General features: G+C 61.0%; 15 protein-coding genes and 2 riboswitches. Of the genes, 6 read left to right on the top strand and 9 right to left on the bottom strand.

Annotation, left to right across the window (positions count from 1 at the left end; all coding sequences use genetic code 11):
- Positions 1 to 3: 3 nt before the first annotated feature.
- The 4 genes from AB4K19_RS16095 to AB4K19_RS16080 all read right to left on the bottom strand — a co-directional run bounded on the left by AB4K19_RS16095 (position 4) and on the right by AB4K19_RS16080 (position 2,403).
- Entirely contained in the window at positions 4 to 873 is an 870-nt protein-coding gene (locus AB4K19_RS16095) for a polyprenyl synthetase family protein (RefSeq protein WP_375229296.1), read from the bottom strand.
- Between the two features lies 1 nt (position 874).
- Complete coding sequence (locus AB4K19_RS16090; RefSeq protein ID WP_375229295.1) at positions 875 to 1,117, bottom strand: exodeoxyribonuclease VII small subunit; 243 nt, start codon at positions 1,115 to 1,117, stop codon at positions 875 to 877.
- 75 nt (positions 1,118 to 1,192) lie between these two features.
- The gene (locus tag AB4K19_RS16085) at positions 1,193 to 1,894 is read right to left on the bottom strand and encodes a response regulator (RefSeq protein WP_436398306.1); all 702 of its coding nucleotides are present in this window, start codon (positions 1,892 to 1,894) and stop codon (positions 1,193 to 1,195) included.
- Positions 1,891 to 2,403, bottom strand: coding sequence for a MarR family winged helix-turn-helix transcriptional regulator (locus AB4K19_RS16080; protein WP_375229294.1), 513 nt, complete (start codon positions 2,401 to 2,403; stop codon positions 1,891 to 1,893). Before AB4K19_RS16080 ends, AB4K19_RS16085 begins: the two co-directional genes overlap by 4 nt.
- 171 nt (positions 2,404 to 2,574) lie before the next feature.
- On the opposite strand from AB4K19_RS16080, the gene AB4K19_RS16075 reads away from it, so the two are divergent.
- Both AB4K19_RS16075 and AB4K19_RS16070 read left to right on the top strand, forming a co-directional pair.
- On the top strand, positions 2,575 to 3,444 hold the full coding sequence (locus AB4K19_RS16075; RefSeq protein ID WP_375229293.1) for a branched-chain amino acid aminotransferase: 870 nt from the start codon (positions 2,575 to 2,577) through the stop codon (positions 3,442 to 3,444).
- A gap of 4 nt (positions 3,445 to 3,448) precedes the next feature.
- Positions 3,449 to 3,790: a YybH family protein gene (locus AB4K19_RS16070; RefSeq protein ID WP_375229292.1), complete on the top strand. Its 342-nt coding sequence runs from the start codon at positions 3,449 to 3,451 to the stop codon at positions 3,788 to 3,790.
- A gap of 9 nt (positions 3,791 to 3,799) precedes the next feature.
- On the opposite strand, the gene AB4K19_RS16065 is transcribed toward AB4K19_RS16070, so the two are convergent.
- From AB4K19_RS16065 to AB4K19_RS16055, 3 genes are all read right to left on the bottom strand, one after another.
- Positions 3,800 to 4,408, bottom strand: a complete 609-nt coding sequence (locus AB4K19_RS16065; RefSeq protein ID WP_375229291.1) for a DUF6434 domain-containing protein — start codon at positions 4,406 to 4,408, stop codon at positions 3,800 to 3,802.
- Between the two features lie 30 nt (positions 4,409 to 4,438).
- Positions 4,439 to 5,413: a DMT family transporter gene (locus AB4K19_RS16060; RefSeq protein WP_375229290.1), complete on the bottom strand. Its 975-nt coding sequence runs from the start codon at positions 5,411 to 5,413 to the stop codon at positions 4,439 to 4,441.
- A gap of 73 nt (positions 5,414 to 5,486) precedes the next feature.
- A complete protein-coding gene (locus tag AB4K19_RS16055; protein WP_375229289.1) occupies positions 5,487 to 5,867 on the bottom strand; it encodes a DM13 domain-containing protein in 381 nt (126 codons plus the stop codon).
- Between the two features lie 133 nt (positions 5,868 to 6,000).
- Between AB4K19_RS16055 and AB4K19_RS16050 the strand changes: the two genes are divergently transcribed.
- The gene (locus AB4K19_RS16050; RefSeq protein ID WP_375229288.1) at positions 6,001 to 6,588 is read left to right on the top strand and encodes a TetR/AcrR family transcriptional regulator; all 588 of its coding nucleotides are present in this window, start codon (positions 6,001 to 6,003) and stop codon (positions 6,586 to 6,588) included.
- Between the two features lie 6 nt (positions 6,589 to 6,594).
- Here the strand turns inward: AB4K19_RS16050 and aroC are convergent, their stop codons facing one another.
- Positions 6,595 to 7,695 carry a chorismate synthase gene (aroC, locus tag AB4K19_RS16045; protein WP_375229287.1) on the bottom strand — a complete coding sequence of 367 codons (1,101 nt, stop codon included), beginning with the start codon at positions 7,693 to 7,695 and terminating at the stop codon, positions 6,595 to 6,597.
- 92 nt (positions 7,696 to 7,787) lie between these two features.
- Positions 7,788 to 7,888: riboswitch (TPP riboswitch) on the top strand.
- 37 nt (positions 7,889 to 7,925) lie between these two features.
- On the opposite strand from aroC, the gene AB4K19_RS16040 reads away from it, so the two are divergent.
- From AB4K19_RS16040 to AB4K19_RS16030, 3 genes are read left to right on the top strand one after another with little or no spacing between them, the layout of a single operon-like run.
- On the top strand, positions 7,926 to 8,909 hold the full coding sequence (locus AB4K19_RS16040) for a thiamine ABC transporter substrate-binding protein (protein ID WP_375229286.1): 984 nt from the start codon (positions 7,926 to 7,928) through the stop codon (positions 8,907 to 8,909).
- A complete protein-coding gene (locus AB4K19_RS16035) occupies positions 8,885 to 10,441 on the top strand; it encodes a thiamine/thiamine pyrophosphate ABC transporter permease ThiP (RefSeq protein ID WP_375229285.1) in 1,557 nt (518 codons plus the stop codon). The genes AB4K19_RS16040 and AB4K19_RS16035 overlap by 25 nt, the downstream gene beginning before the upstream one ends.
- A complete protein-coding gene (locus AB4K19_RS16030; protein ID WP_375229284.1) occupies positions 10,428 to 11,120 on the top strand; it encodes a thiamine ABC transporter ATP-binding protein in 693 nt (230 codons plus the stop codon). The genes AB4K19_RS16035 and AB4K19_RS16030 overlap by 14 nt, the downstream gene beginning before the upstream one ends.
- On the opposite strand, the gene AB4K19_RS16025 is transcribed toward AB4K19_RS16030, so the two are convergent.
- On the bottom strand, positions 11,117 to 11,560 hold the full coding sequence (locus AB4K19_RS16025; RefSeq protein ID WP_436398302.1) for a 6,7-dimethyl-8-ribityllumazine synthase: 444 nt from the start codon (positions 11,558 to 11,560) through the stop codon (positions 11,117 to 11,119). The two genes, AB4K19_RS16030 and AB4K19_RS16025, sit on opposite strands and share 4 nt — an antisense overlap.
- Before the next feature lie 76 nt (positions 11,561 to 11,636).
- Positions 11,637 to 11,784, bottom strand: a riboswitch (FMN riboswitch).
- Positions 11,785 to 11,834: the final 50 nt, after the last annotated feature.

Below are 11,834 nucleotides of genomic sequence, written 5' to 3'. Positions count from 1 at the left end.
TCCTCAGTGTTTCCGCGTCACGACAAAGCGGGCAGCCTCTTTTAGGGTGTCCGCGCGGTCGGCGTAACCTGCCAGGCTGTCGCAGGCCTCGTCCACCAGCGCGGCGGCCCGTGTGCGCGCACCGTCCACACCCAGCAGCGAGACAAATGTTGCCTTGCCTGCATCGGCGTCTTTGCCAACCGCCTTGCCGACGGTAGCGCTGTCGCCGGTCACGTCCAGCAGATCATCGGCGATCTGAAAGGCCAGACCCAGCGCGCGGGCGTAGCGGTGCAGCGGGCCCGTATCGGCTCGGGCCAGCCGCGCACCGGCCATGGCCGACCATTCGATCAGGGCCCCGGTTTTGCCGCGCTGCAGGTTGGTGATTTCATCCAGTGTCAGGGGTGTGGCGCTTGTTTCAGCGGCAATGTCGAGCGCCTGGCCCAGCACCATGCCCTGCGCGCCACTGGCCTGCGCCAGCGTCAGGGCAAGATCCGCACGGACGCTTGCATCGGAGCTGCAATCCGGTCGGCTGACCAGTTCAAAGGCGAGCGTCTGCAGCGCATCACCCGCCAGCACGGCGGTGGCCTCGTCCCACTTTTTGTGAACGGTCGGCTGCCCGCGCCTCAGGTCGTCATCATCCATGCAGGGCAGATCGTCGTGTACCAGGCTGTAGGCATGCAGCGCCTCGATGGCGGTGGCGGGCCAGATGGCCTGTTCGGCGGGAATGTCGTGCAGGCGGGCGCTTTCCAGCACCAGAAACCCGCGCAGCCTTTTGCCACCGTTTACCGCATGTGCCATCGCATCCACGACAGGAACCCGGGGCAGCCTGGTCAGAACATCGTCAAATGACGCCTGCACTGCCTGCGCGGCAGCGCTCAGCCGGGTCTCAAACACCTCAGAGCCCTTCGACAGGTTTTGTCCCGGTGGGCTGGCCCTCGCCGTCCAGCGTGATGGCCGCGACCTTTTCCTCGGCCTCTTTCAGCTTGGTCTCGCACCGCGCTTTGAGGGCCGCGCCACGCTCGTAGAGCGCGATGCTCTCGTCCAGTGCCACATCCCCGCGTTCAAGCTGGCCCAGCACTTTTTCAAGCTCGGCCATCGCGTCCTCAAAACTCATTTCTGCAACGGGGGTGTCTGCCATGGTGAATATCCGGATGTCGTTTCTGCCGCACATATACCTGGGAATGCGCGCGCGCGCCAGAGCATGACCAGCGCGCTATTCAGGGGCCAGCATGTAGCCTGCGCCGCGCACGGTCTGCAGATAGCGCGGCTGTTTCGGGTCGGCCTCGATCTTGCGGCGCAGCCGGGTGATCTGCACGTCAACTGCACGTTCCTGGGCCTGCCCGCGATCCCGGCCGAGTTCCTCAACGAGGCGTGCGCGGCTGATCGGCTCGTTACAGTTACCGGAGAAAATCTTCATCAGCAGCACTTCGGTTGCTGTCAGGCGCACAAGCTCTTCGCCGCGCCACATCTCGCCGCGTTCCATGTCATAGCGGATCGGGCCGAGTGTCAGGACCTTGGGCGTGGCCTCGTCTGCGGGTGCATCGGGCACGCGGCGCAGGATGGCATTGATGCGCAACAGCAGTTCGCGTGGCTCAAAGGGTTTGGGCAGGTAGTCATCCGCGCCTGCCTCCAGCCCTTCGATCCGGTTGCCGGTTTCACCCTTGGCCGTGAGCAGCAGGATGGGCACGGCGTTGTCTTCGCGGATCGCGCGGGTCAGGGCCAGACCGTCCTCGCCCGGCATCATCACATCCATGACGATCAGATCAAAGTCGAGACCGGACAGAATACGCCGCGCGTGGGCCGCATCCCGCGCGGAGGTCACGAGGAACCCATTCCGGATCAGGAACTTCTGCAGCAGCGTCCGGATGCGTTCGTCGTCATCAATGATCAGCAGATGGGCGTCAAAGTCGCTCATGGGGTGTTATCTTTCAGTCTTGTGTAGGCGAACCGCATTTCTTTATCCATCATGGCCTCCAGCACCCGCCGGAAACCCGCAACTGCGTCCGGGCCCGCGTCACGGAAGGCCATGCGCATCCTGGCGCGCTGAGCATCTGACAGTTTCTGTTCCAGCGCTTTGCCTTCATCTGTCAGAAACAGGTGCCGTTCGCGTTTGTCGGCCTTGCCAACTCTGCTTTCCACCAGACCATCCTCAATCAGCGTGCGCAAGACACGGTTCAGAGACTGCTTTGTGACACCAAGGATGTTGAGCAGATTATTGACGGTCGTGCCGGGCGCACGATTGATAAAGTGCACCGCGCGGTGATGCGCCCGCCCATAGGCCATGTCAGACAGGATGCGGTCCGGATCAGCTGTGAAACCACGGTAGGCAAAGAACATTGCCTCGATCCCCTGGCGCAGCTGCTCGTCTGTCAGAAACAGAAGGTTTTCATTGCGATAGCCGGCTGGTGCCTGTCCCTCAGCCATGATGTCGTCCCCGCTTTGACGTATCAGGTTTGTTACAGCATACGTCAGTCTTGTTGACATTCCAAGTGTGAAGGGCTATCGAATCGCAGGTTTTGCGCAATTTTATGTCCGTATCGGACGTATATTGCGCAACAATCGAAAATTTTAGGCTAACCGCGGGAAGGAAATGAGATGGCGGGTGCATACAACGACCGTGACGGAACGATCTGGATGGATGGCCAGATGATCGACTGGCGCGAGGCGAACGTCCACATTCTGACTCATGCTATGCACTATGCTTCTTCGGTGTTTGAGGGCGAGCGGGCCTATAACGGCAAAATCTTCAAAAGCCGCGAGCATTCGGAACGCCTGAAGCGCTCGGCAGAGATGATTGACTTTGAGATCCCCTGGACTGTGGACGAGATCGAAGCCGCCAAAGTCGAGGTTCTGGCCGCCTCCGGTCTTCAGGATGCGTATGTGCGGGCCATCGCCTGGCGCGGTGCGGGTGAGGACATGGGTGTCGCCTCCGCGCGTAATCCTGTTCGTCTGGCGATCGCGGCCTGGGAATGGGGCGCTTACTACGGTGACGCCAAGATGAAGGGCGCAAAGCTCGACATCTCGAAGTGGAAACGCCCCAGCCCGGAAACGATCCCCAGCCACGCCAAGGCGGCAGGCCTTTACATGATCTGCACCATGTCGAAACACGCGGCCGAGGCCAAAGGCTGTTCTGATGCCATGATGTTTGACTATCGCGGCTATGTGGCAGAGGCGACCGGCGCCAATATTTTCTTTGTCAAAGATGGTGAAGTGCACACGCCTGATCCGGACTGCTTCCTCAACGGCATCACCCGTCAGACCGTGATCGGCATGCTGAAAGACCGCCAGATCAAGGTGCACGAACGCCACATCATGCCCGAAGAACTCGAAGGATTTGAACAGTGCTGGCTAACCGGAACAGCGGCCGAGGTCACACCGGTCGGGCAGATCGGCGAGTATAACTTTGAGGTTGGCAGCCTGACGCGCGACATCGCGGAAGGCTACGAAAAACTGGTCCGCGCGTAACCGCGTGGACTATTCTGCCTTTGCAGAAGAATGGGAGGCCGGCTGGAACTCCCATGACCTGGACCGCATCCTCGCCCATTACAGCGCGGATGTGGTCTTTCGCTCTCAGAAGGCAATGCGCCTCACCGGGCGTGGAGAGGTCTTTGGGCGTGATGCGCTGCGGGCTTATTGGGCTGCGGCCCTGGAACAGCAGCCTGATCTGTCATTCGTTGTCGTTGATGTGCTGCACGGGCACGGGATGATGGTGATCACCTACCGCAACCAGAAAGATGTCCTTGCTGCGGAAACCCTGCGCTTTGGTCCGGATGGGTTGATTGTTGAGGCGTCGGCCTGCCACGCGCGCTGAACCCGGGTGTCAGAGGTCCAGATCAGACCGTTCATAGACATGCCGCCCGGTGTCTGACGGCAGCGCTTTTTTCAGCGCCCAGAAATAGCGTACTTCTTTCATACCCATCTGCGGATTGTCGGCCAGAAAATCGCGTGTGTACTGATTGAACTGATTGTGGTGCGCGATCTCTGACTGAAACCCGGGCTGTGCTTCTTCGGCCTTCATGCGGTGGTATTCAACGACCGCGTCAGCCAGCGTTTTGCCTGTATTGGTCTTCATCCAGTTCATGAAGGCGATGTTGAACTTAAACCCCGGTTCCGCGTGTTCCCTGAAAAACCGGCGCACATTCTGTGAGTTCCGGTAACTGTCCGTGATAATGGTTTCGGGGGTCAGTTCGGCACTGTGCCAGTCGAATTTCGACTTTGGGGCCGTGCGGTTGTCACCGGGCCAGCGTGTCTCGCCGGTGTCCAGGAAATGCGCCAGCCTGTCGAGAATTGTGAATTTGCCGCCGGTATGCCGCACCCCACAGGCTCTGGCGCGCTCTTCCAGTTCCGGCTTCAGCCAGTACCACCGGCGCAGCTCAGCACCTGTCGTGATGTCTGCAATTGCAGGTCGTTGGTCCGGCGTCTTTCCCATACGCCGGAAGTAGCCGTGGAAAGGACGTGTTCAAGGCGCGCCGGTCGGTGTCTGGTTGGGCTTTGACTTGCTCCGGTCGAGGCCCAGCTGCCGTTCGCGCCAGATGATCAGGACACCACCGGCAATCACGAGCGCGGCACCGATGATGATCGGGCCAGTGGGGATTTCATCAAAGACCACATACCCAATGATGCCTGCAAAAATCATGGAGGCGTAGTCAAACGGTGCCAGCATTGATGCGCCGCCAAAACGATACGACGAGGTGACCATGATTTGGGCCACGCCGCCCACAAGGCCCGCCGAGATCAGCAGGCCAACGACCCAGCCCGGCGGCACCACCCAGAGCAGTGCGGGGTGGCCCGACACAAGACCAACCGGCATGCTGAGCAGCGCGATGCAGCTGGCGGTCACAGAGAAATAGAAGACGATGGCCGCGGTATGATCCGTCTGAACCAGCCTGCGCACATGAATCTGCACAAGCGCCCGCAGCACAGAGGCGGCCAGAACCATCAGCGCACCCGCCGTGGCCGCGGCCGAGAGAGAATCCGGGCCGACACTCAGGCGCGGGGCGATAACGATGAGCACCCCGATCAGGCCAAGCCCGACAGCGGACAATCTGAACAGACGGATGTGTTCCCCAAGGAAGAGTGCTGCGAAAATCACAGCAAAGATCGGTGTTGCATATCCGATTGCCGTCACTTCGGGCAGGGGCAGCAGGCCGAGCCCGGCAAAGGTGAGGCCCATTGCTGTTGTGCCGAAGAGGCCGCGCCAGACGTGCCCCATCAGGTTTGACGGGATCAGACCGTAGCGCAGCTGGCCCCTTTGCCAGAGCCAGAGCGTGATCACGGGGATTGCGAAAAACGATCTGAAGAAGACGGCCTGGCCCGGCGGGACTTCGTCCGAGATGGCCTTGATGATGGCGGCCATCACCATAAAGAGAAAAACCGCTGCCAGCTTGAGAGCGATGGCGCGGCCGGGTCTGTTCTGGGTCAGGTCAGAGGGCATAGAGGCTCTTTGCGCCTCTGCTAGGCAAAGATCAAGCGCCGCCAGGGACTACAACGCCTGATCTGTTGAAACATTAATTAAGTGCGGCAAAACCAAGAGGCACAGAAAACTTCAGGCACCAGATGTAAATCTCGTTATAATCATCAAGGTTTACAGAGGCCGGAACGATGTAGGTCTGTGTTCCTGCGAGTTTCTGCAGTGCGCCAAGATCTGTCCCGGTTGCATATTCGCCATCCTTGCCAAAGCCGACCCGCGGATCGGGCGCGCCATCCAGGGAAAAGTCTTCGTGCAGGGTGACAGTTGCTGTGCCGTCATCGTTGCGTTCAATGGTGACTTTGCCGGTAGTGATGTGGTCGCTTGCTCCGGTGAAAGTGCCGGAGGGCCCGGCCTGGGCGCCGAAAGTGGCGAGAGCAGTGAGGCCGGCGACAAGTATAGCAGTGATGAGGTTTTTCATTTTACTGTCCTTCCGAGTGGTTCCGATGGACCCCAGATAGGATTCGGAACCGACCGGTACAATACACAAAACTGTGATTGTGTATCAGTCAGTTCCGAATTATGTATGCGCTGACATCTGAAATGAGGTTGCAATGGCACGCCCCAGGGAATTCGACACAGAGGACGCAATCCGGAAAGCCGCCGGCGTGTTCTGGACAAAAGGCTATGAGGAAGCGTCGCTGCCTGATCTGCTGGAAGGGATGGAGCTGACCCGTGGCAGTCTTTACAAGGCATTCGGTGACAAAAAGTCTCTCTATCTGCGGGTGCTCGATTATTATGGCAAGGTTGCGGTCGACAAAGCTGTTGCCCGGCTGACGGATCCCAGTGTGCCGGATGGGCGTCGCCGTATTCTTGGGCTGTTTAAGGGTATTGTTCAGGCTGTCCGGGATGGGGACCGGCGCGGTTGTCTGCTGTGCACCGCTGCGGCGGGCAGTGAGATGTCGGATCCGGAAATTGCGGCGGCCGTGAATAATGGCCTGCGCCGGATCCGCGATGCGATGGCCGTCGCCCTGTCGGTGTCACCGCTGCACGATACACTGCAGACCGATGCCCGCGCGACACTCGCCAACGTTCTGCTGACGCAATACATCGGTTTAAGGGTTCTGGCGCGATCATGCCTGCCACTGGGTATTGTCGAGCAGAGTGGTCGCGGCATCGAAGAGCTGCTCCGGGCGCGCTGATCCTGTTCAGCCGATGTGACCCTGGTTTTCGCCGACCTGACCACGGTGCAGCATCAGATGATCCAGCAGGACACAGGCCATCATTGCCTCACCAACGGGCACGGCCCGGATACCGACACAGGGATCGTGGCGGCCTTTGGTGATGATCTCGGTGTCCTCACCCTGTCTGGTGATTGTCTTGCGTGTGGTCAGGATGCTGGAGGTCGGTTTGACCGCGAAACGGACGACGATGTCCTGACCCGTGCTGATGCCGCCCAGAATGCCACCCGCGTGGTTGGAGGAGTATACCGGCCCGTCCGGACCCATCGAAATCTCATCAGCGTTCAGTTCACCCGTCAGCATGGCAGCTGACATGCCCTCGCCAATTTCCACGCCCTTGACGGCGTTGATGCTCATCATGGCCGCCGCAAGATCAGTATCGAGTTTGCCATAGACCGGCGCGCCGAGGCCTGCGGGCACGCCTCGTGCGACAACTTCAATGACCGCGCCGACCGAACTGCCGGATTTGCGCAGCCCATCCAGATACGCCGCCCAGTCTGTTGCGGCCTGCGCGTCCGGCACCCAGAACGGGTTTTCGTCAATCTGCGCCCAGTCGAACCGGTCCCGGTCTATCCCGTGGGCACCCATGCGGGTCATATACCCTTTGATCTCCAGCGCGGGTACGAGTGAGCGGAGCGCTGCGCGCGCGAGACCACCTGCCGCCACGCGGGCAGCGGTCTCGCGCGCGCTCGACCGCCCGCCGCCGCGATAATCGCGGATGCCGTATTTCTGGAAATAGGTGATATCCGCATGTCCCGGACGGAATTTGTCTTTGATGTCGCCGTAATCTTTGGACCGCTGGTCGGTGTTTTCGATCATCAGCTGAACCGGCGTGCCGGTTGTTTTCCCCTCAAAGGTCCCGGACAGGATTTTCACCTCATCGGCTTCGCGGCGCTGTGTCGTGTATTTGTTCTGACCCGGTTTGCGCTTGTCCAGCCAGTGCTGGATCGACGCTTCGTCGATCTCCACGCCCGGAGGGCAGCCATCCACGGTCGCACCCAGAGCCGGCCCGTGGCTTTCACCCCAGGTCGTGACACGGAAAAGGTGGCCAAAACTGTTCATCGACATGCATTTGCTCCTCTGGCCCCGCTGCTTACCGGCGCAGGCGGCGCGCCTCAAGACCTTATCGCTTGCCAATCCCGGGGCGGCGCATTACGTCTGACCACACCTCGGGGGGCCAACCTGGCTGAGATGCGTATCACGCGGACCCGTAGAACCTGAACCGGTTAAGACCGGCGGAGGGAAGGTTGACCTGATCATCCTCTTTCGCCGTCTGACGCATTTGAAAAGGAATGATCATGCGTAAGACTACAGCAATTGCAGCTACCCTGCTCTGTGCCAGCCAGGCCTGGGCGGACACACCCGTCCTCACAGTATATGCGGGCGACTATTTCACATCCGAATGGGGCCCCGGCCCGATGATTGAGGAAGGCTTTGAGGCTTTCTGCGAGTGCGATCTGGAATGGTCCACCGGCGACCTGCTGCCGCGTCTGCTGCTGGAAGGCGAGCGTACGAAGGCAGATGTGGTGATTGGCCTGACCTCTGATGTCACGGCCAAAGCCCGCGCAACGGGTCTTTTCGGAACCCACGGCCAGGACAACAGCGCGCTGACCCTGCCGGTTGACTGGACGGATGACACCTTCCTGCCGTTCAACTACGGCCACACAGCTTTCATCTACAATGAAACACTGATGGACAATCCGCCGGCCAGCTTCGAAGAGATGCTGGCGCTGCCCGATGATGTGAAAATCGTCATTCAGGACCCGCGTACTTCTATTTCCGGGCTCGCGCTGGTGCTCTGGGTGCAGGCCGTCTACGGTGACCGGGCTGATGAAGCCTGGGCGCAGCTGGCGCCGAAAATCCTGACGGTCACCAAGGACTGGTCCACCAGCTATGGCATGTTCACCGACGGTGAAGCCGACATGGTGCTGAGCTACACCACGTCGCCCGCGTATCACATGTTTGCGGAAGAGGATTTCACCAAAAAGGCGGCGATCTTCCCGGAAGGTCATTACTTTATGGTCGAAACGGTGGGCAAAGTGGCCAGGACCGAAGAGCCCGAGCTGGCGGATGCGTTCATGGCTTACGTGATGTCCGGTGATTTCCAGTCGATGATCCCGACGGCCAACTGGTCCCTCCCGGCAGCACTGTCCAAAGACAAATGGCCCGAAGGGTGGTCGCAGCTGAACCTGCCTGAAAACGTTCTTTTCTACAGCGAAGCCGAGGCCACTGAGCTTCAGGCACAGGCCATTGAGACATGGCGCTCAGCGCTCAGCCAGTAACCGGACGATCCGGTATGATTGCCGCGGCGCTGGTCGTCGCGGCGGTTGTTCTGGCCTTTGTGGGCATCGGTCTGCGCGCGGAACCTGGCGGTGGTTTCGGCCCCGCCGACTGGGCGGCGATACGGTTCACCCTCTTTCAGGCGACGCTGTCTGCTGTCTTTTCGGTTGTGCTTGCGGTGCCGCTGGCCCGCGCACTGGCCCGGCGCGACATGCCGGGCAAAGGTCTGCTGATTACCCTTCTGGGGGCACCTTTCATTCTGCCGGTTATCGTTGCGGTGCTCGGTCTGCTTGCAATCTTCGGACGCAACGGCCTGCTCAACCAGGCCCTGGGCGCTATCGGTCTGCCGGAAGTGTCCATTTACGGTCTGCACGGTGTCGTGCTGGCCCATGTGTTTTTCAATCTGCCTCTGGCGACGCGTTTGCTGCTGCAGGGCTGGCAGAGCATTCCGTCTGAGCATTTCCGTCTGGCCGCACAGCTCGATCTGCCGCCCCGGATGGTGTTTCATACCCTGGAATGGCCGATGATCCGGCGCATTCTGCCGGGTGCCGCGGCCCTGATTTTTGTCATCTGTCTGACCAGCTTTGCGGTGGCGCTCACACTGGGCGGCGGCCCGCGTGCCACAACGATTGAGCTCGCCATCTATCAGGCATTCCGTTTCGAGTTTGACCTGTCACGGGCCGCTTTTCTGTCTGTGGTGCAGCTCTTTCTGGCCGGGAGTGCCGCAGTACTGGCCCTGCGGATTATCCCGGACATACCCATGGGCGCAGGCATGGACCGCAGCGTCGCCCGACACGATGCGCGTCCCGGCGTGCAAAGATGGCTTGATGGCCTTGCGATTGTGCTTGGCGCACTTTTCCTGCTTGGTCCGTTGACCGCAGTGACCCTGTCCGGGCTCGCCGGGTTGGTGCATGTGCCGGCCACTGCATGGTCTGCTGCATTCACATCCCTCTGGGTTGCGGCGCTGAGTGTCGTGGTCATGCTGGCGCTGGCGCTACCACTGGCCGGGTGGATCGCGATCCGCGAAAAGGGGAGTGCAGAGGCCATTGGGCTGATCGGTCTGTCGGCCTCGCCGCTGATGCTGGGCGTTGGCTGGTTCATTCTGATCAACCCCATCGCGGATCCGGTGGCGCTGTCATTGCCCGTGACGGCGGTGGTCAATGCGCTGATGGCCCTGCCGTTTGCTCTGCGCATAATCGTGCCGGGCGTTCGCGATGCGTTGCAGGGCTACGGACGGCTCTGCGTCACGCTGGGTATCCGTGGCATACAGGCCTGGCACTGGCTGGTTCTGCCACGCGCGCGCCGGCAGATCGGATTTGCCGCTGGGCTGACCGGGGCGCTGTCGGTCGGGGATCTGGGCGTGATCGCGCTCTTTTCCGATCCGGACCGCACGACCCTGCCGCTGCAGATGTACCGCCTGATGGGGGCCTACCGCACAGAGGCCGCTGCCGGCGCGGCGCTGTTGCTGCTGGTGATGGCGCTCGGTGTGTTCTGGATATGTGACCGCGGAGGACGCTGGCATGCTGAAACTTGAAGCCCTGCGGATTGAGCAGGGGTCCTTTGCCCTGACGGCAGATATGACTGTCCCGGCAGGTCGCCGTGTGGCGGTGATCGGGCCATCAGGCGCGGGCAAGTCCACGCTGCTTGGTGCGGTCAGCGGTTTTGTTCCGCTGGCAGCCGGACGGATCACGCTGGATGGTGCGGATATCACCGGCGCAGCCCCCGGCGCGCGGGCTATTTCCATGCTGTTTCAGGACAACAATCTCTTTCCGCATCTGACGCTGACGCAGAATGTTGGTCTGGGCCTGCGCCCGGCCCTGCGGCTCACTGCCGAGGAACATACACGGATTGCGCTGGCGCTCGACCGGGTCGGCCTTGCGGGTATGGAGGCGCGCAGACCCGGGGCGCTCTCAGGTGGACAGCAGAGCCGCGCAGCACTTGCCCGCATTCTGGTGCAACAGCGACCGCTGGTACTGCTGGATGAGCCCTTTGCGGCGCTGGGCCCCGCGCTGCGGCGCGAGATGCTCGATCTGGTGCGTGACCTGGCCACGGAAACCGGGGCGACCATGATGATGGTCACCCATGCGCCGGAAGACGTTGCGCGTATCGCGGATGATGTTGTGTTTGTCGAAGGCGGTGTGGCGCATCCGCCCGAACCGGCAGCAGCGTTGATGAACAACCCACCGCCAGCCCTGCGCGCCTATCTCGGCTAGGCCGCTCTGACTGTCAGCGCCTCACGCGCGCGCAGGATTCCAAGTGCCGCCTGTGCCGCCTCACGCCCCTTTGTGACAAAGTGCTCGCGGTAGATGGCATTGTGGTGGTCAGTCTCCTGGTAATGATGCGGTGTCAGCGACACCGACAGCACCGGCACCCCGGTGTCCAGCCCGGCCCGCATCAGCCCGTCGACCACCGATTGCGCCACAAAATCATGACGATAGATGCCGCCATCCACGACGAATGCTGCACAGACTACGGCGCCATAGCGGCCGGACGCCGCCAGGTCGCGAGCCATCAGAGGCATTTCAAACGCGCCCGGCACGTCGAAGACATCGACCTGTCCGGCGGGTATTGTTTCCAGAAAACCATCAAGCGCGCGGTCCACGATGTCAGCGTGCCACTGCGCTTTGACGAAGGCATAACGGGTGTGTGTCATATCGATCTCCTTGTGTTCAGACACGTCCACCCAAGGCGATCACGGCCACGCGCAGGCGCTTTTGCCCCGCGGTAAGCCGCATTCTCTTTCATCCGGACTGTAACCGTCGGCTCCGGCGTCTCACCGGATCTGCTGACACCTCTCTCGTGAAAGGCCGCTCGCGGGCTCGCGGGTCCAGCCCGCATACCGCCGGTGGGGAATTCCACCCCGCCCTGAGAATGCGCCCAGCTTGTCAGCCGCTCAAAAACCCTGCAAGAGCAAATGCGACACTTTC

It is taken from the genome of Roseobacter phycocola (assembly GCF_042055075.2).
In the GTDB taxonomy this organism is placed as follows: Bacteria; Pseudomonadota; Alphaproteobacteria; order Rhodobacterales; family Rhodobacteraceae; genus Roseobacter.
Note: the sequence above shows the minus strand (reverse complement) of the source record. Positions and strands in the feature narration are given on the sequence as shown.